The sequence below is a fragment of the Arthrobacter sp. Bi26 genome, from assembly GCF_918697925.1.
Lineage (GTDB): Bacteria > Actinomycetota > Actinomycetes > Actinomycetales > Micrococcaceae > Arthrobacter.
Window position 1 is genome coordinate 1 of record NZ_CAKKMF010000063.1, and the last position, 22,304, is coordinate 22,304.

General features: G+C 66.3%; 22 protein-coding genes. 14 read left to right on the forward strand and 8 right to left on the reverse strand.

What is annotated here, in order from left to right:
- The 4 genes from LQV16_RS16100 to LQV16_RS16115 all read right to left on the reverse strand — a co-directional run.
- Positions 1-350, reverse strand: a 350-nt coding sequence (locus LQV16_RS16100; protein WP_229994910.1) for a DUF2304 domain-containing protein, incomplete at its 3' end; no start/stop codon positions are given.
- Between the two features lie 2 nt (positions 351-352).
- On the reverse strand, positions 353-1,102 hold the full coding sequence (locus LQV16_RS16105; RefSeq protein WP_229994911.1) for a glycosyltransferase family 2 protein: 750 nt from the start codon (positions 1,100-1,102) through the stop codon (positions 353-355).
- A 77-nt stretch (positions 1,103-1,179) separates the two neighbouring features.
- The gene (locus LQV16_RS16110) at positions 1,180-2,106 is read right to left on the reverse strand and encodes a glycosyltransferase (RefSeq protein ID WP_229994912.1); all 927 of its coding nucleotides are present in this window, start codon (positions 2,104-2,106) and stop codon (positions 1,180-1,182) included.
- A complete protein-coding gene (locus tag LQV16_RS16115) occupies positions 2,093-3,328 on the reverse strand; it encodes a polysaccharide biosynthesis protein (protein WP_229994913.1) in 1,236 nt (411 codons plus the stop codon). The genes LQV16_RS16110 and LQV16_RS16115 overlap by 14 nt, the downstream gene beginning before the upstream one ends.
- A gap of 87 nt (positions 3,329-3,415) precedes the next feature.
- On the opposite strand from LQV16_RS16115, the gene LQV16_RS16120 reads away from it, so the two are divergent.
- On the forward strand, positions 3,416-4,171 hold the full coding sequence (locus LQV16_RS16120) for a glycosyltransferase (RefSeq protein WP_229994914.1): 756 nt from the start codon (positions 3,416-3,418) through the stop codon (positions 4,169-4,171).
- Between the two features lie 24 nt (positions 4,172-4,195).
- On the opposite strand, the gene LQV16_RS16125 is transcribed toward LQV16_RS16120, so the two are convergent.
- The gene (locus LQV16_RS16125; protein WP_229994915.1) at positions 4,196-5,989 is read right to left on the reverse strand and encodes a GH25 family lysozyme; all 1,794 of its coding nucleotides are present in this window, start codon (positions 5,987-5,989) and stop codon (positions 4,196-4,198) included.
- Positions 5,990-6,139: 150 nt separating this feature from the next.
- On the opposite strand from LQV16_RS16125, the gene rfbB reads away from it, so the two are divergent.
- Together rfbB and LQV16_RS16135 are read left to right on the forward strand one after the other, a co-directional pair.
- Positions 6,140-7,138 (forward strand): dTDP-glucose 4,6-dehydratase, encoded by a 999-nt coding sequence (gene rfbB, locus LQV16_RS16130; RefSeq protein ID WP_229994916.1) that lies wholly within the window; start codon positions 6,140-6,142, stop codon positions 7,136-7,138.
- A gap of 3 nt (positions 7,139-7,141) precedes the next feature.
- Positions 7,142-8,566: a bifunctional dTDP-4-dehydrorhamnose 3,5-epimerase family protein/NAD(P)-dependent oxidoreductase gene (locus tag LQV16_RS16135; protein ID WP_229994917.1), complete on the forward strand. Its 1,425-nt coding sequence runs from the start codon at positions 7,142-7,144 to the stop codon at positions 8,564-8,566.
- A gap of 95 nt (positions 8,567-8,661) precedes the next feature.
- On the opposite strand, the gene LQV16_RS16140 is transcribed toward LQV16_RS16135, so the two are convergent.
- Together LQV16_RS16140 and LQV16_RS16145 are read right to left on the reverse strand one after the other, a co-directional pair.
- Positions 8,662-10,323: a DUF2142 domain-containing protein gene (locus LQV16_RS16140; protein WP_229994918.1), complete on the reverse strand. Its 1,662-nt coding sequence runs from the start codon at positions 10,321-10,323 to the stop codon at positions 8,662-8,664.
- Positions 10,320-11,330, reverse strand: coding sequence for a substrate-binding domain-containing protein (locus tag LQV16_RS16145; RefSeq protein ID WP_229994919.1), 1,011 nt, complete (start codon positions 11,328-11,330; stop codon positions 10,320-10,322). The genes LQV16_RS16140 and LQV16_RS16145 overlap by 4 nt, the downstream gene beginning before the upstream one ends.
- Before the next feature lie 304 nt (positions 11,331-11,634).
- Here LQV16_RS16145 and LQV16_RS16150 point away from each other — a divergent pair, with 304 nt between their 5' ends.
- On the forward strand, positions 11,635-12,093 hold the full coding sequence (locus LQV16_RS16150; protein WP_229994920.1) for a GtrA family protein: 459 nt from the start codon (positions 11,635-11,637) through the stop codon (positions 12,091-12,093).
- On the opposite strand, the gene LQV16_RS16155 is transcribed toward LQV16_RS16150, so the two are convergent.
- Positions 12,090-13,646, reverse strand: coding sequence for a DUF2142 domain-containing protein (locus LQV16_RS16155; protein ID WP_229994921.1), 1,557 nt, complete (start codon positions 13,644-13,646; stop codon positions 12,090-12,092). The genes LQV16_RS16150 and LQV16_RS16155 overlap by 4 nt on opposite strands.
- A 414-nt stretch (positions 13,647-14,060) precedes the next feature.
- On the opposite strand from LQV16_RS16155, the gene LQV16_RS16160 reads away from it, so the two are divergent.
- The 10 genes from LQV16_RS16160 to ftsX all read left to right on the forward strand — a co-directional run bounded on the left by LQV16_RS16160 (position 14,061) and on the right by ftsX (position 22,293).
- Positions 14,061-15,284, forward strand: a complete 1,224-nt coding sequence (locus LQV16_RS16160) for an ATPase, T2SS/T4P/T4SS family (RefSeq protein ID WP_229994922.1) — start codon at positions 14,061-14,063, stop codon at positions 15,282-15,284.
- Complete coding sequence (locus LQV16_RS16165) at positions 15,284-16,138, forward strand: type II secretion system F family protein (protein WP_229994923.1); 855 nt, start codon at positions 15,284-15,286, stop codon at positions 16,136-16,138. The genes LQV16_RS16160 and LQV16_RS16165 overlap by 1 nt, the downstream gene beginning before the upstream one ends.
- Positions 16,135-17,076 carry a type II secretion system F family protein gene (locus tag LQV16_RS16170; protein WP_229994924.1) on the forward strand — a complete coding sequence of 314 codons (942 nt, stop codon included), beginning with the start codon at positions 16,135-16,137 and terminating at the stop codon, positions 17,074-17,076. The genes LQV16_RS16165 and LQV16_RS16170 overlap by 4 nt, the downstream gene beginning before the upstream one ends.
- Before the next feature lie 257 nt (positions 17,077-17,333).
- A complete protein-coding gene (locus LQV16_RS16175) occupies positions 17,334-17,585 on the forward strand; it encodes a hypothetical protein (RefSeq protein ID WP_229994925.1) in 252 nt (83 codons plus the stop codon).
- Between the two features lie 45 nt (positions 17,586-17,630).
- Positions 17,631-18,014: a TadE/TadG family type IV pilus assembly protein gene (locus LQV16_RS16180; RefSeq protein WP_229994936.1), complete on the forward strand. Its 384-nt coding sequence runs from the start codon at positions 17,631-17,633 to the stop codon at positions 18,012-18,014.
- Entirely contained in the window at positions 17,995-18,600 is a 606-nt protein-coding gene (locus LQV16_RS16185) for a hypothetical protein (RefSeq protein WP_229994926.1), read from the forward strand. Before LQV16_RS16180 ends, LQV16_RS16185 begins: the two co-directional genes overlap by 20 nt.
- Entirely contained in the window at positions 18,597-19,094 is a 498-nt protein-coding gene (locus tag LQV16_RS16190; protein ID WP_356815791.1) for a pilus assembly protein TadG-related protein, read from the forward strand. The genes LQV16_RS16185 and LQV16_RS16190 overlap by 4 nt, the downstream gene beginning before the upstream one ends.
- Positions 19,095-19,254: 160 nt before the next feature.
- Positions 19,255-20,370 (forward strand): peptide chain release factor 2, encoded by a 1,116-nt coding sequence (gene prfB / locus LQV16_RS16195; RefSeq protein WP_018775243.1) that lies wholly within the window; start codon positions 19,255-19,257, stop codon positions 20,368-20,370.
- Positions 20,371-20,563: 193 nt separating this feature from the next.
- Complete coding sequence (gene ftsE / locus LQV16_RS16200) at positions 20,564-21,382, forward strand: cell division ATP-binding protein FtsE (RefSeq protein ID WP_229994927.1); 819 nt, start codon at positions 20,564-20,566, stop codon at positions 21,380-21,382.
- Positions 21,379-22,293 carry a permease-like cell division protein FtsX gene (gene ftsX / locus LQV16_RS16205; protein WP_229994928.1) on the forward strand — a complete coding sequence of 305 codons (915 nt, stop codon included), beginning with the start codon at positions 21,379-21,381 and terminating at the stop codon, positions 22,291-22,293. Before ftsE ends, ftsX begins: the two co-directional genes overlap by 4 nt.
- Positions 22,294-22,304: the final 11 nt, after the last annotated feature.

A 22,304-nucleotide genomic window follows, 5' to 3' on the forward strand; every position in this document is an offset into this window, starting at 1 on the left:
GACAGGTGGCGGTGCTGCTCCAGGGACTCGAGCTGGGTGCGCAGGATGGCCACCTCCTCTGCCAGGGTCCTGGTTTCGTCCTCCACGACGGAGATTTCCCACGACAGGTGCAGGCAGACGCCCAGCAGCATGAGGATGCTCATGGCAAACAGCAGGTTGGACGGGATCTGGACACCGACATATTCGGCGACGATGTTCAGCAGCCGGGGGAAGGCCGCGAGTACCAGGGTGGCGACGCCGACGATCAGCCAGAGGACGGCGTACTTCTCCCGGAGCTTTTTGCGCCGGAGCATTTCGATGACCAGGGCAACGATGGCGAGCGCCAGCAGGAAGGCGGCGATATTTCCCATCCCTAGGCTCCTGCCGGTTCAGCGGCCACGGTGGCCAGTCGTGTGGGTTTCCGGGTGAGGGCGAAGAGCAGGGCGAACACGGACCTTCCGAGGTAGATGGCGGCCTTGACGGGGTTGTGGCTGGGCTTCCCGCCCTGGCGTGCCCGCATCTCCACGGGTACCTGGGTGACCGTGCAGCCTGAGCGGATGGCCACGACGAGGGAGTCGATCGTGTCGCCCAGGTATTCGGCGGGGTAGTGGTCGAGGTACTGGGCGACGGCGCGCTCGTTGGCGGCCCGGAAGCCGCTGGTGACGTCCGTCAGGCGTGTCTTGGCCAGGCCCGAAATGACTTTGGCCAACAGTTGCATGGCCCACTTGCGGGGGCCGGTGACCCTGTATTCGCCGCGGTCGGCGAAGCGGGCGCCGATCGAGATATCCGCGTGCTGAAGGCCCGCGAGGACTTCGTCGATGTTCCGGGGATCGTGCTGGCCGTCGGAGTCCACCTGGATTACCTGGACGTAGCCGAGACGTTGGGCGTACTTGAAGCCGGCCCGCATGGCGCCGCCGACGCCGAGGTTGAAGGGCAGGTTCAGGACGGTCGCGCCGGCCGCTGCTGCCTCGTCCGCCGTCGAGTCCGTGGAGCCGTCGTTGACGACCAGCACGTCGTAGCGGGCATTGGTGCGGAGGACTTCACGCACGGTGCTGCCAACTACGGCGCCTTCGTTCCAGGCAGGCATGATCACCAGGACGCGCGGGGAGGGTTGGGCTTTCATATCGTCCAAACTATATCAATTCAGTGCAGGGTCCTCGCTGGCGCGGGCCGCCCGGGCGGCGTCGGGCGCCCCCGGCGTCAGCGCAGGCGCCGCTCGAGCTCCGCCGGAATGCGCCCCGTGGAGCCCCGGAAAGCGTCCGCGAACCCCGCGGCGGCGGCGCGCAGGAGCTTGCCGCGGCCGGGACTGAAGGTAAAGCGAAGGACGTGGGCCTTCGTCTCTTCAACGAGGCGGCGCAGCACCCAGCCCGGATATTTACGCAGGTAGCGAAGGGTCAGCAGCGTCCCGTTCCGGCAGATGTAGTAGACCCGGCTCGGGGAATGGTAATTGTAGGAAATTTCCCGGCCCAGCACCTTCAACGGCCGGCCGAAGAGCCGGCCGGGTTCGCGCTGCCCCAGGTCGTGGGCGATGTCACAGCCTTCGCCCACCAGTACGGCGAGCCCGGCCGCACGCGTGCGCATGGTGAATTCGGAGTCGACGCCGTCGATGAACAGGGCCTCCTCGAAGGGGCCCATCCTGGCGACCGTGGAGCGCGGGATGAGGAAACCGGACTGCATCGGATCGAAGGCGTGAACGAATGGGCCGTCGGCGTGCAGCACGGGGATCGGGTGTCCGCTGTATGAGGCGGCCGTCACGAATCCGACGCCGACACCGGCGGCACTGGCTTGCGCGTAGGTGGCCAGGCCCCGCCGGACGTACTCGCCGGTGGGACGGGAGTCCTGGTCCAGTGTCAGGAAGAAGTCCGGGTTCCAGTGTGCCCGCGCCGCCGCCACGCCGGCATTCAGCGCGGCCGCGATCCCGGAATTCTGCTGCTGACGGACCACCAGGGCGCCGGCCTCGGCGAGGGCCGCCAGTACGGCTTCGGACCCGGCGGGCGATCCGTCGTCCACGACGACGACGTGGCCCACCTGCTGCTGGAGGGCCCGCACCGTGTCGGTCAGGGATGGGTCCGGGCGGTAGGCGGCGACGACGGCGGCGACGGTCGGGGATGGATCATTCGGCGTCAACGGTTTCCTTGCTTTCTGTGGCGAGCAGTTTCGACCCCGGGATCAGCAAGGTCACGAACAGGATGGCTTCGCTGAGGGCCATGCCCAGGGCGATGCCCGGGGCATTCCCCATGGACCCGGCATAGATCATGGCCGCGACCCCGAACACGGCCGAAATCAGCGTCCAGCGAAGCACAAGGCCCTGTTGGCCGGCCGGGATGAGCAGATTGCGGATGAACGGGGTGCTGGCGCTCAGGAAGAGGAAGGCGAGCCCGTAGTAAAGGCACAACTGGGTGGTGGCCTGGGCCTGCCCGGCAAAAAGGAGGCTGCTGACAAACGGTCCGGCGACCGTCAGGACGGCCGCGCCTATCACGCCGAGCCCGATATGGGACCAAATGGCCGCCAGGTGGCGCTTCTTGCGGCCGGACGCTCCGTGTTCCAGGGTCCAGCCCTGGAAGGCGTTGCCGAGGGCCACCACGGTGAACAGGCCGAAGCGGTACAGCGTGTCCGCCGTCGCCAGGCTGCCCGATGCCGCCGGCGCGGTGGTGGCGGTCGCAATCGGGGCGGGCGTGGAGGCATAGGCATTGCCGGCAAGGCTGATGCCCGCCGTCCGGCCCTGGGCCCCCAGTTCGCGGACGGCGCCGCGGAGATCGCGGGGCCACCAGTTTCCTCCGGGGGAGTAGGTCCGGTGAAACACGATGAGGGAGGCCAGGGTCGTTGCTGCCAGCAGGCCCGTGTAGTACCACATTTGGTGGCTGATCAGCAGTACGGGGACCGCCAGCGCGGTGGCGACAAAGCGGGGGACGGTGTCGTAGACGGCCAGCAGCCGGGGCTGGCCCAGGCCGATGCAGAACCACGACGGCGACATCCCGGCGATGGCGACCGCGCAGGTCATGGCCACGGCTTCCCACCGGAACGCGGGAACGGCCACGATCGCGGCGACAGCTGCGGCGGCGGGCAGGGTCAGGACCAGCAGGATGAGCCTGGTCCGGATGCTGCGCAGGTAGACGCCGGCCCGGTCCGAACTGCTGGCTGCCCGGGCGACGGCGACCGGCCCGTCCACGTTCCAGCCCCACATCAGCACGGTGGCGGCAAAGGTGCCGATCGCCTGCCCGGAGATGACGCTGGAGATTCCTTCGCCGCCGACGAAGCCCGAGATGACGGGGATGAGGAGGAGCGGAGTGATCAAGGACAGCAGGGGCAAAATGGTGAACCCTGAAAGGCGCAGCAGTACGGTTCTCATTCGAGCCGGAATCCTTGTTTCTTAGACATCGTCCCTCGATCCTACGGGATGCCAAGGCGCTGCCCGCGGTCCCCTAGGATGGTGCAGATGAACGATCAGAACCTGTTGCCCGACGTTCCGCTCCGGGCCAGCATCTGCATGGCAACGTACAACGGCGCGGAGTTCGTGGCGGAGCAGCTCGCCTCGATCCTGGCCCAGCTGGGCCCGGACGACGAGATCGTGATCGTGGACGATGCTTCAAAAGATGACACGGTGGCGCGGATCAGGGAGCACGGCGACCCCCGGATCCGCCTGATCGAGGCCGCCGCCAACCAGGGGTACGTCCGCTCCTTTGAGCAGGCCGTGCGGGCCAGCCGCGGCGCCGCGATCTTCCTGGCGGACCAGGATGATGTCTGGATCGAGGGACGGCTGGACGCCATGCTGGACGCACTGGCGACGCACGCCGTCGTGGCCAGCAACTTCGATGTGCTCGGCGGCGGTGACCGTCCCCGGATTCCCCGGCTCCGCGCGGCCGACAGCGGCCGCCACCGGGCCAATCTCTGGGGCATCCTGGTGGGCTACCGCGCGTACTACGGCTGCGGGATGGCCTTCCGCCGTGAAGTCCTCGGCAGCTTCGTCCCGGTGCCCGCGTACCTGCGCGAGTCCCACGACCTCTGGCTGGCGATCCTGGGCAACACGGCCGGCTCGATCGGCCACCTGGACGCCTCGACCCTGCGGCGAAGGCTGCACGAGAGCAATGCCACCCCGCGCGGCTGGCGTTCGCTCCGCGTGATCCTGGCCGCCCGGGTGGTCCTCCTGCGCCTCATGATCGAGGCCCGCCGGAGGCTCCGCGCGGCGTCCTGAGCGGGAAACCCCCATCCGCTGTTCCTAGAAGTAGGAGATGTCCACTGTCCGTTTGGCGAGGCTGTTGGTCAGCTGCCAGTTGTTGCCGCGCACAATGCCGACGGTGGTCAGCCGGTCCCCGTTCCAGTCGCCGGTGATGGGTCGGTCGGTGCCGATCCCGAAGGCGATGAAGTTGGACACAACGGGGGACTTGATGCGGTTGCTGAGCCACCACTCGCCCTTGCGCCACACGCCGATGCTGGTCCTTCCGTCGCCGTCCCAGTCGCCGACGATCGGCGTATCGGAGGGAATCCCGAAGCCGCTGTACTCATTGACCACCGGATTGCTGATGTTGTAGCTGACCTGGAAGCTGGAGTTGCGCCAGATGCCGATCCCGTCGCGGCCGGAGCCGTTCCAGTCGCCAACGATTGGGGTGTCGGATCCGACGCCGAAGCCGACGACCTTCGTGATGGCCCTGGTGTTGATGTCGTCCACGAGCCACCACATGCCGTTCCGGAAGATGCCGATCCCGGCCCGGCCGTTACCGTTCCAGTCTCCGACGACGGGTTTGTCGCCCGGGCTGCCGTAACCGAAGCAGCGCCGCGGGGCCGAGGGCATCTGCAGGCACCAGTATCCGTCCTTGAACCAGCCGGTGTAGGACTTGCCGTCGCCTGCCCATTTGCCGCTGAGCAGGGTGGCGCCGGGAATGAGGCCGATTGGGTAGGTGTCAGGCGTGGAAGCGAGTTTCCGCAGCTGGTCCATCGAGCCGTTGAAGACGTTCTGGTCGCCGGGGAACGTGGCCCTGACGGTCTGGGACGCGTCCGCAAAGGCGTTGGCGTACTGCCAGACCGTGTAGGTAGGCCAACCGCCGGGCACGGACGGTCCGTTGGTGTAGTAGGAGGCCAGCCACAGCGGGTTGACCTTGCTGAATTCGCTGGTGTTGCCCAGGCAGTCGCGCCAGAAGTAGTAGCTGGTGTAGATCATGGCCTGTTTGTTGGTCATCCGGTACACGGTCCGGGTGAAGTCCCTGACCCAGGTGGCCAGCTGCCCGGGCGTGGCGCCGTAGCAGCGGTTGAGGCCGGCGTAGGGATTGTCCTCGATGTCGAGGACCGGGGGCATCGTGACGCCGTCCGGGGACCAGCCGCCGCCGTTGTTGACGAAGAACCGGGCCTGGGCGGCGCCGTCGGAGACATCGGGGCGGCCAAAGTGGTAGGCGCCGCGGAGCAGGCCGACGGAACGCGCACCGGTGTACTGCGCCCCGAATTCGCTGTTCCGGAAGGTGGTGCCCTCCGTGGCCTTGACGTACGCGAAGCGGGCGCCGTTGGCGCGCACGGAAGACCAGTTGACGGTGCCTTGCCAGCCGCTGACGTCCAGGCCCAGAGGCTGCCCGCGCGTGGCGAAGGGCTGCTCTGCCACCCAGGGCTCGGTGGCCTGGGCCACCGGGACCTGCTGCGTCGTGGCCATGGCGGCGGAGGTCGAGGCCGGATTGAGGCCGGCCCGGCCCATTCTCGCCTGGCCCTGTTCCGGCGCGGACTCCGGCGCGATGGCGGCCTGCACACGGGCTGACGGGGTCGCCGTTGCCGGCGCCGCCGTGGTCGCCGGGGTGCTGGCCGGCGCGGTTGCCTTTATCGGGGCGGCGCTGGTAGCCGCCGTCGCCGTCGGTTTGGGTGTCGCCGCAGCCGCCGATGCGGTGGGCGCAGGGGCCTTGGTGGTGACAGCGGGAGAGGGGCTGGGCGCCGGTGCCGCAGCGGCAGGACTGGCCCAGGTCAGCGCCAGCGCGAGAGGAAGGCAGAGTGCAGCGGCGGTCCGTAGTTTGTGGATTTTGATAGTCTTCACCATTACTCCGGAGGATCTGGACAGAGGCCAGGATCACCCCCGTATGTGCGTAAAGAGTACCCAATTGCCATCACTGTTACTACTGTGGCCAGTGTTGCGGCTGGTGTGCCGCCCCCGGCGAGGGAGAAATTAGGCAGCCGGTAAGCTGGCCTAATGCAGAAACTCCTCGTCACCGGCGGTGCCGGATTCATCGGTTCCAATTTTGTCCACTACGTACTGGAGAACACAGACCACCACGTCACTGTCCTCGACAAGCTCACCTACGCGGGCAATATAGAGTCGCTGGCGGACCTGCCTGCAGACCGCTTTACGCTGGTGCAGGGCGACATCTGCGACGCCGCTGTGGTTGAGAGCCTGGTTGCCGCAACGGATGTGGTGGTCCACTACGCGGCGGAATCCCACAACGACAACTCGCTGCACGATCCGCGACCGTTCCTGGACACGAACATCATCGGGACGTACACCCTGATCGAGGCCGCGCGGAAGCACAACAAGCGGTTCCACCACATCTCCACCGACGAGGTTTACGGCGACCTCGAGCTCGATGACCCGGAACGGTTCACCGAGAGCACACCGTACAACCCCTCCAGCCCGTATTCCTCCACCAAGGCGGGCTCGGACCTCCTGGTCCGCGCCTGGGTGCGGTCCTTTGGCCTGCAGGCGACCATCAGCAACTGCTCGAACAACTACGGCCCGTACCAGCACGTGGAGAAGTTCATCCCGCGCCAGATCACCAACGTGATCGACGGCATCCGCCCCAAGCTGTATGGCAAGGGCGAGAACGTCCGGGACTGGATCCACGCCAATGACCACTCGTCCGCCGTCCTGGCGATCATCGCCAAGGGCCGGATCGGGGAGACCTACCTGATCGGCGCCGACGGCGAGAAGAACAACAAGGACGTCGTCGAACTGATCCTCAAGCACATGGGCCAGGCGCCGGACGCCTACGACCACGTGGTGGACCGGCCCGGGCACGACATGCGGTACGCGATCGACTCCGCCAAGCTTCGCGACGAACTCGGCTGGGAGCCGCAGTTCTCCAACTTCGAGGCCGGCATTGAAGACACCATCGCCTGGTACCGGAACAACGAGGACTGGTGGCGTCCGCAGAAGGCCGCGACGGAAGCCAAGTACAAGGAACAGGGCCAGTAGATAATGACGATCGAGTTCTCGAAGAAGCTCACAGCGCACGAAACCCCGATTCCCGGCGTCGTCCTCTACGACCTTCCGGTCCACGGCGACAACCGGGGCTGGTTCAAGGAGAACTGGCAGCGGGAAAAGATGGTGGCGCTCGGCCTGCCCGACTTCCATCCGGTGCAGAACAACATCTCGTTCAACGAATCGGCCGGCACCACGCGCGGCATCCATGCCGAGCCGTGGGACAAGTTCATCTCCGTGGCCACCGGCAGGATTTTCGGCGCCTGGGTGGACCTGCGCGAAGGCCCGACGTTCGGCGCCGTGTTCACCGCCGAGATGGATCCCAGCCAGGCCATCTTCATTCCCCGCGGGGTGGGGAACGCCTTCCAGACGCTGGAGGACAACACCGCCTACACCTACCTCGTCAACGACCACTGGTCCGCCGACGCGCAGGGCCAGTACACGTTCCTGAACCTCGCCGACGAGACGGCGGCCATCAGCTGGCCGGTGCCGCTGGGCCAGGCGGAGCTCTCGGACAAGGACAAGGCGCACCCGCGCCTGGCTGACGTCACCCCGATGCCGCCGAAAAAGGTCCTCGTGGTGGGCGCCAACGGCCAGCTCGGCAAGGCCCTGCGCAAACAGTACGACGGCGACACGTCCGTTGAGTTTGCCGGCCGGGACGAGTTGGACCTCGGCAGCGAGGATGCCTTCGCCGGACGCAACTGGAAGAACTACTCGGCCATCATCAACGCCGCGGCCTACACTGCGGTGGATGCCGCCGAGTCGGCCGAGGGCCGTGCCGCCGCCTGGGCGGTCAACGTCACCGCCGTGGCCCGGCTGGCCCGCACCGCCGTCGAGCACGACCTCACACTGGTGCACGTGTCCTCGGACTATGTGTTCGACGGCGCCCGCGCCACGCACGATGAATCGGAGCCGGTGGCGCCCCTGGGCGTCTACGGCCAGACCAAAGCCGCGGGCGACGCCGTCGTCAGCGTGGTGCCCCGGCACTACATCGTGCGCACCAGCTGGGTGATCGGCGAGGGCAACAACTTCGTCCGGACCATGGCCTCGCTCGCGGAGCGCGGCATTGAACCGTCGGTTGTCGACGACCAGATCGGGCGGTTGAGCTTCACGGAAGACATTGCCGCCGGCATCCGGCACCTGCTGGAATCGGGCGCCGCCTACGGTGTCTACAACCTCAGCAGCGACGGCGAGCCGCAGTCCTGGGCGGACATCGCCGGGGACGTCTACGAGCTCGCCGGCAAGCCGCGGGAGGCCGTGACCGGCGTGAGCACGGAGGAGTACTTCAAGGGCAAGGCCGTCTCGCCGCGCCCGTTGAACAGCGCCCTCGAGCTGGCGAAGATCAAGGCCACCGGGTTTGTCCCGCCGCTGTCGTCCGAACGGCTCAAGGAGTACATGGGGGCATCGGTTTCCCAGCACTGAGGATTGGCAAAAAAGACCCGTTCACGCGCTTCGCGTGGACGGGTCTTTTTTGGTGCTGGCCTGGTGTTGTTTTGTGCAGGCCGGGGGAGTGCGGCTCAGTTGGCCGCCGTGGCGGCAGCGGGACGCTTGCTGGAGCGCTTCCTCCTGAGCCATGGCCCCTTCGGGAGCAGGGCATGGCCCGGGAAAAGGTAGCCGAAGAGTTTGGACGCACACAGCAGCACCGCGGCAGCGAAGGCCAGGGTAAGGACCTCCCAGGTCAGCGGCGGCTGCCAGCCAGGCACGGTGAACATCGTCTGCCAGTTGGCCGTTTCCTGGAGTCCTACGACGTAGCGCCGGAGCACATTCACGAACGCGTAGGTCTGCGCGATGCAGCCGGCCAGCAGCAGGATCCGGGCGATCGTCCGGCTCTGCGGGCTCCGTCCGAACGGCCGGAACCGCATGGCAAGCCCCGCCGAGATGATCGCGATGGTGAACAGCGGCAGGCTGTACCGGCCCTGCCAGATGAAGCCGGCGGTGTTGATGAGGGCGGCCTGCACCACGGCAGGGACCACCGCCAGCAACGCGACCGCGACCCAGAACGCGGCCTGCAGCCGGTAGGGCCGGACCAGCAACACCGTGAGGATGAGGCCGAACAGCAACATGTTCCAGAACATGTGGACGGCCTGCGGAACGGGGGCATCCAGCCAACCCGCGACGCCGATGTACTGGCCGGCAAAGTCAAAGGACTTGTCCATCATGGTCAGGAACGCGTTGTAGGGGCGCACCTCGCCTTGGACGTTCGAAATCCCGGCCGGGGCTTCACCGGCGGAGGCCGGCGCCCTGAACATGAGGAAGTTCCACGCCACGCCCAGGACGATTCCCACGGTGGTCAGCGCGGTCACCGCCAGCACCACCCGGTTCCTGAAGATGGCGGCGATGTCCGCGCGCCGGAAGAAGAGGCAGGCAACGATTGCGTCGCAGAGCAGCCACAGGAGGGACACGTTCCGGGTGTTGGCGAGTGCCGCGGCCGCGATGCCGACGGTCAGGATGGCCGGGCGTGCCCGGTCAAGGTGCCGCGAATTCTCCAGCACGGACACCAGCCCGCAGAAGGCGGCCATGGACGCAGCGATTTCCAGCGAGTTGGGGTTGATGCCGCTGGCTAGGAACAGGACCATCGGCGTCGTCCCAATCGTCGCCGCGACGAGCGGCCACTTGGGGTGCCGCAGGCGGGATAAGGCGGTAAAGCCGGCGGCGTAGAAGGCGGCGGACAACAGGCCGCTGACGATCCGCATGGCGAAGATCGCCGGCGCACCGGACATGAAGAGGCTGGGCAGCCCGACGAGCCAGTAGTAGAAGGGGTTGTAGAGCCCGGCCGATGTCACACCGATGGTGAGGTCGTTGTCATCGAGGGGGATCGCCGGGGCGCAGCCTGCCGGTTTCGTCACCTGGAAGGGGAAGCACATCTGTGACTGCACGTTGGCGATGTAGGACGGAACCTGCACGTGGACTCCGTGGCCGTAGGATTCGCCGGGGCTCGGGAAGAACTGCCCCCGGGCGACAGCGGCCGCCTTGATGGTGTGCGAGGGTTCGTCCGGATAGGCCATGAGCGGTGTGGCCAGGATCCACAGGGTGATGAGGATCGAGAGGAGGCCGAAGACGGGAAGGAAGATGCCCATGCCGCTGCGGGTGGCCGGTGACAACGCGAACCGCCGCGCCTTTCCGGTGCCCGGCGCGGAGCCTGCAGGGGAGGGCTGTTCCGCCTCGGTTGCGTGGATCACTGTGCGTCCCCGATCGTGTCAATCAGTTTCTTGGACTCCCGCATGGCAGCTTCGCTGGGTGAGGCGACATTGGCGAAGTACGCTGACGTGACCTGGCCGTCGGGACTGAGGACGAATTCCCCCCAGGACTTCACGAGGGTGCTGAGTTGGTGGTTCGAATACTCGCTGCAGAACGCCTGGTAGCCGACGACGCCGAGGGCGTAGCCTTGCTCGCTTGTCTCGGGCAGCGCGAATTCCACCCCGGTGGGCAGGGTCCGGGTGCTGCCCTCTTGGGCGGCTGTAGCGGCCGAGTCCTTGGACATGCGCACGTAACCGCCGCCGAAGGAGAGCAGCGCGGTTTCAAAGCGGCTGCCGATCGAGCCGAGGTCCATGAAGGCGATGCCGCCCGGGGTCTTGTCGACCTTGTCGGCAAGGTCGGAGTGTTTCTTGACCGTGACGGCGTTATCGTTCTCGGTCTTCGGCCACGTGGCGGACACTCCCGAGGTCCACGCGGCGTCGGCGCTGAGGTACTTTGTGGCCGCCTCGGTTTCCACGCTGGGCTCCGTGGCCATGATGGGGGCGATGTCGTCGGAGGGCAGGGCGGTCCCGGGGTTGATGTCCGCGATTTCAGGCGCGTCCCAGCGCGTGATGGAGCCGGAGAAGATGCCGGCGAGGACTTCGCGGCTGAGCTTTACGTTGCGAAGGCTCGGGTTGTTGAGGGCCACTCCGATGGAGGTCACGGAAACGGGAACGGAAAAAGCCCCGGCCGGTCCGCACACGTCCTTGGTCTGGTTCTGCTGTTCCGGGCTGAGGGGGCCGTCGAGGGCTGCGAAGTAGGCCTGGCGCGTGGCCAGGGCCGTCAGTCCAACGTTGGATCCGTCCGGGGAGTAGTTCAGCGACGTGGCGGTGAGATCTTTGCTCCAGGCGTTGCTCCAGGCACCGATCGGGTCCTTCTGCACGGGTGTGCCGATCGCCGTGAGTGATCCCCGGACCTCGCTGACGGGCGCGCCGCTGGAGCAACCGGTCACTCCGATTCCTAACAGCAGAATGCAGGCGAGAGCTCCGCCCGTGGACCGATTGCGCAAAAGAAAATCCCTTCCCGTTCCGGAATGCCTCCGAAAACCGTTCCCTATTACCCTAACCGGTCCCGCCGTGTCGAGGGGTTTTCAGATCAGGCCGCCGGGCAGTCCACAGGGCCGGGCAGTCCACAGGGTGGGCGGTGCTGGTCTAGACTTGCCGGATGTCCTTGCTAAACACGATGCCCGGACATGTCAACGATTACAGGCGGTTTGTTGGGATCATGGGGATAGAACTGTGAGCCTGGCTCACCGCATGAAGACCATTGTGCGCGACGGCTACTTGGTTAAGTTCCTCGTGGTGGGAGGGCTTTCCTTCGCCATCGACCTCGGACTCCTGGCTCTCCTCCATGAGGTGGGCGGCGTCGATCTGTGGATCGCCACCCCGATCGCCTTCCTCACCAGCCTGGTTTTCAACTTCTTTGTCCAGAAGAATTTCACCTTCCAGTCCGGCGCCCGGGCACACGTCAGCTTCTTTAAATACGGTGCCCTCGTGGTGTTCAACGTCGTGGCTACAGACGTGATCGTCAACGTCATCGCAGATGCCGGCCAGTCCTATGCGCTCGGCAAGGTGATTTCCACCGTCGTCACGACAGTGTGGAACTTCCTGCTCTACAAGCACTGGATCTTCAAGGCCGCGCCGGCGCACGAGGGCGACACCGTCGACCTGGATGCCTCCGCCACTCCTGCCGGCGGTACCCACCACCGCAACTAGCGCAGGCTTGGCTCGGACTTCAACGGTTCCTCGAACCGGGCCTGGCTGGGGGACAGCTGACGGTAGAGCAGGACTCCCGCCAGCGCGGTCACTGCCAAATAGGCCAGGGTCAGCGGGAGCCAGCCCAGCGGGGGCTCCCACTTGGCCGCGCCGAACATGTCGCCCCAGTTGGCTTCAGTGAAGATTCCGACACCGTACCTGCGCAGGGCGTTGGCGAACACTGCGGTGTGCGCGGCCGCGGTGATCCCGATCGCCCATTTCGCGATTCTCTTGGCGAAGAGCGAATCCGGAAACGGGTGGAAGCGGAGGGCGAGTCCCGCGGCCAGCAGCATCGGGACTACCACGGGCAGAAGATACCTGCCCTGCCAGATGTAGCCCAGCTCCGAGACCACCTGCGCCTGGAGAATTGGCGGGATGGCGATGGTTGCGGCGAACAGCACGATGAATCCCAGCCGGGGTCGCCATTGTTTGATGGACACCGCTGCGACCATAAGTGCTCCGGTGAGGCAGGCCCACCAATAGAAGACGCCGGTGGGGCCGTTGGTGTCCAGCCATCCGAGCTGGGCCACGTAGGAGGCTGCGATCTCGAAGGTCCGGTCCAGCATGGTTCCGAATGCCTGCTCGGGAGTGGTGGTGCTCGGTGTTCCGAGCAAGCTGGCGAGAGTGTTGGAAGTCTTGAGCCAGAGGAGACCGCAGGCTGTTGCGAGCGCTATCAGGCCCGTCATGGCGAGGACCAGCTTGTCCTTGAGCAACAGAAGCAGGTCCCGGAGCGGGACCATGAGCAGGGCGGCAATGACCGCCAGAGCAAGCCACAGCAGTGACAGGGCGCGCGTGTTGGCCAGGACAGCGGCGGAGACCCCAACAACAATGATGTTGAACCGGAACCTGGACAGGTCCCGCGCATTTTCAAGGACCAGGCAAAGGTTGACGAACACCGCGGACGTGGTGACGATCTCCAGCGCATTCGGGTTGATCGCCCCGCTGAGGTAGAGAACCATCGGGGTAATGGCGATCCCGGCCGCCACCACGGGCCAGCGGCGGTTGGCGAACTGCGTTGTCGCGAAGAGCGTGGCGGCCAGGAACAGCGAGCACAACAGGCCGCTGAGGATCCGCATGGCATAGATGGCCGGTTCGCCGCTCAGGATCCTGGAGGGCAGGCCCGCCACGAGGTAGTAGAGCGGGTTGTAGTTGCCGGCTGATGTCCCGCCGGGCGTCGGCTGCCGCTCGGCGGCGTCTAGCCCGGGTGAACAATCGGCGGTGACGTTTACCTTGAACGCGAAACAGGTCAGCGATCCGGTGTCGGCGATGTACTTGGGCACCACGACAAGCAGTTGTTCGCCCTGGTTCTGGCCCGACGTTCCCAGGAACTGCCCCCGTGCCACTGCGGCGGCCTTGACGGTGTGGGCCGGTTCGTCGGGGTAGGACATCAGGGGCGAAGCGAGGCTCCACAGGGTGCTGAAGAGGGACAGGAGCAGGAAGATGGCGCCGAAGCGCAGGACCGGTGCGGGGATCTTCGTCTGCGTGGGCCTCTTTTCCGTGGGCTCACTTTGCATGGGCTCAGTCCTGCGGGGCCGCAGCGCTCTGCGCGAGGGAAGGCTCATGGGTTCAGTGCACCATTTCGGTATGAGAGACGCGTCCTGCGCCGTTGGAGCGCCAAGGCGGAATGCTGCCCATGAAGATTCATGCAGAACACCGCGTTGGGACGCCGGGGCCAGTCTGTCCCCCCGTCGATCGTATGGCCACGAGGCTCAGGGTTCAAAAGCGCAGTCTGAGCAACCGGTGGGTTCGGCCCGGCGGAGGCGTGAGACCCGTGAGCCTGCTGTGACCGGTGTGGCTGGTGTTGAATTGCGGCGGCGACTGTTATCCACAGAGGGCCGCCGCACCCCTTGTCCGGCCGGTCAGCGCCGCCTAGGTTTAAGCCAATTTCATCGCCTCGTCACAGGGGCGGCAGTCATATGGGGGGCCACATGGAGGCTGTACGCATTGTCGAGGACGAGGTCCGCGAACTGATCCGCCGGCGCGGCCTGGACCCCCTGCGGCAGTCCGGGGAAGTCCGGCGCCTGGTCGAAGCGGCGGTCAGCGACTACGACGAACGGGCCCTCCTGGCGCCACTGCCTCCCTTGGGTCCGTTGGAGTCGGCCCGGAGATTCGTCTTCGACGCCGTGGCGGGCTTTGGTCCGCTCCAGCCACTTCTGGACGATCCCGGCATCGAGGAAATCTGGCTCAATGCGCCGAACGAAATCTATGTGGCGCGCAACGGCGAATCGGAACTGACCTCCGTGTCGCTGACGGACCAGCAGGTCCGGGACCTTGTGGAACGGATGCTGAAGAGCTCCGGCCGGCGTTTGGACATGTCCTCACCGTTCGTGGATGCGGCCATCCCTGACGGATCCCGTCTGCACGTGGTGATCCCGGATGTTACCCGGCGTCACTGGGCCATCAACATCCGCAAGTTCGTGGTCAAAGCCAGCCGGCTGGAGCACCTGGTGGAGCTGGGAACGCTGACCCCGCAGGCGGCCAGGTTTCTCGGTGCGGCCGTCGCCAGTGGCCTCAACATCCTCGTCTCGGGCGCCACCCAGGCCGGCAAGACCACCATGCTCAATTGCCTCGCCGCGAGCATCGGCACGCGCGAGCGGGTCATCACGGTGGAGGAAATCTTCGAGCTGCAGTTGCCGCTCCGCGACGTCGTGGGTCTTCAGTGCCGGCAGCCCAACCTGGAGGGGCAGGGGGAGATTCCGTTGCGGCGGCTCGTGAAGGAGGCCTTGCGTATGCGGCCGGACCGGCTGGTGGTCGGGGAGGTCCGGGAGGCCGAGAGCCTGGATATGCTCATTGCTTTGAATTCCGGCCTTCCCGGGATGTGCACCGTGCACGCGAACTCCGCACACGATGCGGTGACAAAAATCTGTACGCTGCCATTGCTCGCCGGCGACAACATCTCCAGCGCGTTCGTAGTTCCCACTGTCGCGTCCTGCATCGATCTCGTGGTCCATTGCAGCAGGCACGCCAGCGGGCGCCGGCAGGTCACGGAGATCCTGTCACTCGGCCGCCGGGTGGAAAACGGGATCATCGAGTCTTCCATGGTGTTCACGATCTCGGACGGGCAGCTACTGCCCAAGGCCAACTCCATGCCGGCCGCGGAAAAGTTTGCCCGCTCCGGGTACGACGTCGCTGCGCTGCTGGAGCAGCGCTGATGGCGCCGCTCCTGGGGATGCTGGGCGGCGCCGGTCTCCTGCTGATTTGGTGGTCCGCCTGGGAAAAGCCTGAGCGCGCTCGGCGCAAGTCCCGGACCAGTCGGCTTGAGGACCTCTTGCGGTCTGCGGGCATCGAAAAGGTCAGCGCGGCAGGGCTGCTCGCCTCGTGCCTTGGAATCGGGGCATTCGCAACTCTCGCGTTCTACGCAGTTACAGGGTCATGGCCGATCTCGGGATGCTTTGGCCTGTTTGGCGGCTGGCTGCCGATGGCAATGGTCCGGTGGCGTGCGAGAAAGCGCACGGCGGTCCTCCGCCAGCTCTGGCCCGACGTCGTTGATCATCTGCGTTCAGCCATCAGGGCGGGCCTGTCACTGCCCGAGGCCCTGATCCAACTAGGCGACAAGGGCCCCGTGGAGCTTCGACACGTGTTTGTGGACTTCGGTTCCGACTACCGTTCGGGAGGCCAATTTGATCCCTCGCTCACCCGGCTCAAGGACCGACTGGCCGATCCCGTGGCGGATCGGATCGTCGAGGCCCTCCGGCTCACCCGGGAGGTGGGCGGCTCGGACCTCGGGCGGCTGCTGGGCACCCTCGCCGAGTTCCTGCGGGAGAGTGCCCGGACCAGGAGTGAGCTGGAGGCGAGGCAATCCTGGACCGTCAACGCCGCCCGCCTGGCCGTCGCTGCGCCCTGGATTGTCCTGGTGTTGCTGGCCAGCCGTCCTGAGGCCGTGATGGCCTACAACACCCCGGTCGGTGCTGCGGTTCTTCTGGGCGGCCTCGCCGTCTCCCTGGTGTCCTACGCCATCATGTTGCGAATCGGTGCGCTGCCGGAAGAGCAGCGGGTCCTGCGATGACGGGGCTGATGGCGGGCGCCACGGTGTGCGGGGCCGTGCTCGGGGCCGGCCTCTGGCTGTTCCTCGTCCGGCTTCCCTTCATGCGCCCAACGACGTTTATCGAACGTATCGGCCCGCAATTGAGAACCCACAACCTGGAATCCCGGCTCCTGCGCGCAGCCCCAAGGAATCTCACCCCGTTTGGGCCGCTGGAACGAATCCTCCGCCCTGCGATCCGCGACGGTGTTAGGTCCCTGGGCCGCATCAACCTTGGCGCCACGGCGTTGAACCGCAGGCTGGCGCGCGCCGGCAGCCCCAAGTCAGCAGTGGACTTCCGGGCTGAGCAGCTCCTCTGGGCGGCCGGCGGCTTTGTCCTCGCCGTCGGCGTCGTGGCGCTCGCCGGCTCGATCGGCCGCTTCAGCCCGTTCGTCGCCGTTGTCGCCGTCGTGGGAAGCGCCGTCGGCGGGTTCCTGCTTCGGGACTACCTGTTGGGCGCGCACATCAAGAAACGGGAGACTCGGATGATGGCGGAGTTTCCCAGTATCGCCGAACTCATGGCCCTGGCCGTCAGCGCCGGCGAAAGCGCCACTGGTGCGCTGGACAGGGTCTGCCGCAGCGCACGGGGTGAACTGTCGCAGGAATTTGCCCGTGTCCTCGCCGAAACGCGGTCCGGCAAACCCCTCGTTGAAGCCCTCCACGAGTTCTCGGCCAGGACCGATCAGGGGCCGCTGGTCCGTTTCGTTGACGGAATGATCGTGGCCGTGGAGCGCGGAACGCCCCTCGCCGACGTTCTCCGGGCGCAAGCGCAGGATGTCCGGGACACGGCCAAGAGGGAGCTCATGGAGTCTGCGGGCAAGAAGGAAATCGGCATGATGGTCCCGCTCGTTTTCGGAGTCCTTCCGCTAACGGTCATCTTCGCCGTCTTCCCCGGCCTGGCTGCAGTCAGTCTCGGACTCTGAAGACCTCCCGCACCACGACGACAAACAGGACGAATAGAACGAGAGGGGCCACCCGGGCCGAAAGGGCAGGACTCAAGAAAAGTCATACGACGAGGGAACAGGATACGAAGAACGCCGCGCAGGCCCCAGACCGGCCAAACCGTGGTGCGAAGCGCGCAATCGGCCAGTGAAGCGTCACGAACCAACAGAAACGAAACATTCAGGACTCCAGAAAAACAGAAAAGCCATGAAACCAAAGAACCAGGAAAGAGGACACGGTGAAGAACTTCGGAACTCGGGTGGCGTTGGTGGTCTGCGCGCTCAGCTTGTTGACCTGGTGGTCTGCCGCGTCGCGACCGCGGTTGGGGCACCACACCGAAGGGGGAGCCGACCCTTCCCAGCGCGGGGACGTCCCAGGCTGGGTCATGATCACCCTGATGTCGGCAGTCCTCGTGGCCGCCCTACTGGCCCTCGCCGGTCCTGCGCTTGAGGGACTCTTCAACCAGGCCATGGACAAGGTCGGACAGTAGCCGGTGGCAGCTCAGGGTGAGGGGAACGGGCGCCACAGTAAAAACCTGCAGCTCAGCAACGGCGTTGAGCGCGGCGCCGCCGTCGTGGACTTCGTGCTGATCGGCGCGTTGCTCAGCCTGCTCTTCCTCGCAATCGTCCAGCTCACCCTGATCCTCCACGTCCGGAACACGCTGATCGACGCCGCCGCCTCGGGAGCCCGCTATGGCACGCTGGCCGACCGCAACGACGGGGATGCCAGGGACCGGACGGTCCAGCTGATCACGGCTGCGCTCAACTCCGAGTTCGCGCGGGACGTGGCCACGAGCGAATCGACGTACCAGGGCATCCGCACGCTGGAGGTGACAGTCCGGGCCCCCTTGCCCGTCATCGGGTTCATCGGTCCCCGGGCGCTCTTGGAGGTGAAGGGCCATGCGGCCATCCAGCCGTGAACGGCCACGGTCAGGGTCACAGTCGGGGTCACGGTTCCGTCCCGTCCCTGCTCTCCCCGTTGCCGACGGCGCGGGCCGGCTCTCCCGGAACCCTGGCCTCTCCCGGAACCCCGATCTCTCCCGGAACCCCGGGGGCAACCCGGACCACGGCACCTGCCCGGAGGACGCCATCTCGCCGGAACAGGGGAGTGCCGTGGTCGAGTTCGTCTTTCTCTCCGTGCTGCTGATGGTGCCGCTGGTGTACTTCATCATCACCGTGGGCCAGATCCAGGGTGGCTCGTTCGCGGTGGTCGGCGCCGCTGACCAGGCCGCCAAGGTCTACGTTGCCCAGCCAGACGCGGCAAGCGGCCAGGCCGCTGCGGAGCAAGCCGTGGTTCTGGCGCTCGCCGACTACGGCCAATCGGCGGAAAACGCCAGCGTCGACACCCGCTGCGAGCCGGCCGACTGCCTGGCCCCCGGCTCGGCGGTGACGGTCACCGTCCACCTCACGGTGCCCTTGCCGTTTGTGCCCTTCACCGATGCACTTCACCTGAACGCGAGCCAGCTCAGCGCATCGGCAACCCAGCTGGTGGGCAGGTTCCGGTGAGAATCCCTGCAGGCGCCGTCCGCCACCCCGGGGCCCGGCACTTCGGATACCAGCCCCGAGCCCGCCGGCAAGAGGGCCAGGTGCTGGTGCTGAGCATCGGCTTCATAGTGGTTGCCCTGCTGGTCGCGACCGTCGTGATGGCCGCGTCCAGCGTCTACCTCGAACACAAGAAGCTGCTCTCCCTCGCGGACGGCGCCTCGGTGGCCGCCGCGGACAGCTTCACCCTCGGCCAGCTGGGCAACGCCGGCGGCACACCGTCGGCCGTCCTGAGCGGGGCGAGGGTGCGCAGCGCCGCCGTCGACTATCTGGGCCGCAACGGCGCGTTCGGCCACTTCAGCGGCCTGACCGTGGCGCCGTCCACGGGCAGCCCGGATGGTGCCACCGCCGTCGTGGTGCTGAGCGCGGCCGTCCACCCGCCGGTGGTGAACTTCCTGGTGCCGGACGGCATCCGGATCGAGGCGACGTCGACGGCGCGGTCCCGCCTCAGCCGCTGAGCTGCCCGCGTCACTCCTGTTGCCCTATCAGTAAATGCTGCCAAACAGGCTTTTAGGCAACTCAAAGTGATAGCGCAACCAGTGATAAAGGCAACTCAAAGTGATACGGCAACCCGGGCGGGTCAGGGGGCTAGGACACATAGCGTAGGCTTAAAAAACCATGGCAAACATTGATTTTCCCGCTGAAATCCGCGCGCTGCGGGCCACCTATGCGTCCATCGAGAACGTCTCGAACGTCGAGGCGCTCAAGGAAGACATCGCCGAGCTCAGCGAGCGGGCCGGTGAACCCAATCTGTGGGACGACCCCGCCGCCGCACAGGTCATCACCTCGAAGCTCTCGCACAAGCAGACCGAGCTGGAGCGGCTCAACAAGCTCGTGGCCCGGATCGACGACCTTGAGGTCCTCGTAGAACTCGGCCAGGACGAGGACGACGCCGACTCCATGGGCGAGGCCGCCGCGGAGCTCGAATCGGTCCGCAAGGCGCTCGCCGACCTCGAAGTGGTCACCCTGCTCTCCGGCGAGTTCGACGAGCGCGAAGCCGTGGTGACCATCCGGGCCGGCGCGGGCGGCGTGGATGCTGCGGATTTCGCCGAAATGCTGCTGCGGATGTACCTGCGCTGGGCCGAGCGCCACGGTTACCCGACCACCATCATGGATACCTCCTATGCCGAGGAGGCCGGGCTGAAATCCGCCACCTTCGAGGTCAAGGCGCCGTACGCCTTCGGCACGCTCAGCGTCGAGGCCGGCACGCACCGCCTGGTCCGGATCAGCCCGTTCGATAACCAGGGCCGGCGCCAGACGTCCTTCGCGGCCGTGGAAGTGATCCCGCTGATCGAACAGACGGACTCCATCGACATCCCGGACAACGAGATCCGCGTTGACGTGTTCCGGTCCTCCGGCCCCGGCGGCCAGTCGGTGAACACCACCGATTCCGCCGTGCGCCTGACCCACATCCCCACCGGCACCGTGGTGTCCATGCAGAACGAGAAATCGCAGCTGCAGAACCGCGCCGCCGCCCTGCGCGTGCTGCAGTCCCGCCTGCTGCTGCTGAAGAAGGAACAGGAGGACGCGGAGAAGAAGGCGTTCGCCGGCGACGTCAAAGCCTCGTGGGGCGACCAGATGCGCTCCTACGTCCTGAACCCGTACCAGATGGTCAAGGATCTGCGCACCGAGCACGAGGTCGGCAACACCTCGGCCGTGTTCGACGGCGAAATCGACGACTTCATCGACGCCGGCATCCGCTGGCGGACGGACAACCGCAACGCCGAGAAGTAAGCCCGACGCCCCGGCCGGAACCCCGGCTGGCAGGTCCCTGACAATCGCGCGACACGCCCCGCCGTTCCGGCGGTTCCGCCGTTACCCGTGCGTATAGTCGAGGGGCCGGAGCTCTACTTCCCCCAAACGAAAGCCCTTGCCCCGGCGGCAGAACCGGGCCCTCGCGGCCCCGTCTTGCAGGGTACTTAGGGCCATGATCCGTTTCGAAAATGTCACCAAGGTCTATGACCAGAAGGCGCGGCCGGCGCTGGATTCGATCAACCTTGAGATCGACCGTGGCGAATTCGCCTTCCTCGTCGGTGCCTCCGGCTCCGGCAAATCCACGTTCCTGCGCCTGGTCCTCAAAGAGGACCGCGCCTCCTCCGGCGCCGTCTACGTCGCCGGCCAGAACGTCGCCAACATCTCCAGCTGGCGGGTGCCGCGGCTGCGCCGCGGAATCGGCGTCGTCTTCCAGGACTTCCGCCTGCTGCCGCAGAAAACCGTCTTCGCCAACGTCGCCTTCGCCATGCAGGTCATCGGCAAGAGCCGCAGCGTCATCCGCGACACCGTCCCAGAGGTCCTGAAGACCGTGGGCCTGGAAGGCAAGGAAAACCGCCTCCCGCACGAACTCTCCGGCGGTGAGCAGCAGCGCGTGGCGATCGCCCGCGCCGTCGTGAACCGTCCCGGCATCCTGCTGGCCGACGAGCCCACCGGAAACCTGGACCCCACCACATCCATGGGCATCATGGGCGTGCTGGACAAGATCAACCAGAACGGCACCACCGTGGTGATGGCCACGCACGACGACGACATCGTCAACGAGATGCGCAAACGGGTGGTGGAACTCAAGAACGGCGTCGTGATCCGCGACGAGGCCAAGGCCCTCTACACCTCCATGATTCCCGTGGTGGGCCAGTCGCGCCGCCTGCGCGACGCCAGCGGCCGGGACGAGCCGCCGGTTGTCCCGCCCCGGGCCGGGTCACGCGCCGAAGCCCGCGCCGAGGTCCGCCTTGCTGGGGAGGGACAGGCGTGAGGCTTGCATTCGTCTTGAGCGAGATCGGCAGCGGCCTGCGCCGCAACCTGTCCATGGTGATCTCCGTGATCCTGGTGACCTTCGTGTCGCTGATCTTCGTCGGCGCCGCCGGCATGCTGCAGCTGCAGATCAACCAGATGAAGGGCTACTGGTACGACAAAGTCCAGGTGGCCATCTTCCTCTGCAGTGACGGTTCGACGGCGACCGGCTGCGCCACCGGCCCGGCGACGCCGGAGCAGGAGGACAACCTGCGCAAGCTGCTGCAGTCGCCCGCGGTGGCCCAGTACGTCAACGACTTCCAGTACGAGTCCAAAGACGACGCCTACAAGCACTTCAAGGAACAGTTCTCCAATTCGCCGATCGTTGACTCGGTAACCCCGGACCAGCTTCCGGCGTCCTTCCGGATCAACATGAAGGACCCGGAGAAGTACGAGATCATCAGCGAGACCTTCTCCTCCCAGGCCGGGGTGGAGACCGTGATCGACCAGCGGCAGCTGCTGGAGCGGTTGTTTTCGGCCATGAACGCGGCGTCCCTGGTGGCCGTGAGCATCGCCGGCGTCATGATCATTTGCGCCATCTTGCTGATTGCGACCACCATCCGGCTCTCCGCGTTCAGCCGCCGCCGGGAAACAGGGATCATGCGCCTGGTGGGCGCGTCCAAGATGGTCATCCAGCTGCCGTTCATCCTCGAAGGCGTCATCGCCGCGGTGATCGGCGCGGCCCTGGCCTCAGGCACGCTGTGGGCCGTGGCCCACTTCTTCCTCGGCGAGGTCATGTCCAAGCAGTATCCGGACACCGCCTTCATTTCGCCCGGGCAGACCCTGATCCTGGCTCCTGCCCTGATTGGCCTGGGCGTCGTTCTGGCCGGAATTTCCTCCCTGCTGACCCTCCGCCGGTACTTGCGGGTCTAGCTTTGCGCAAC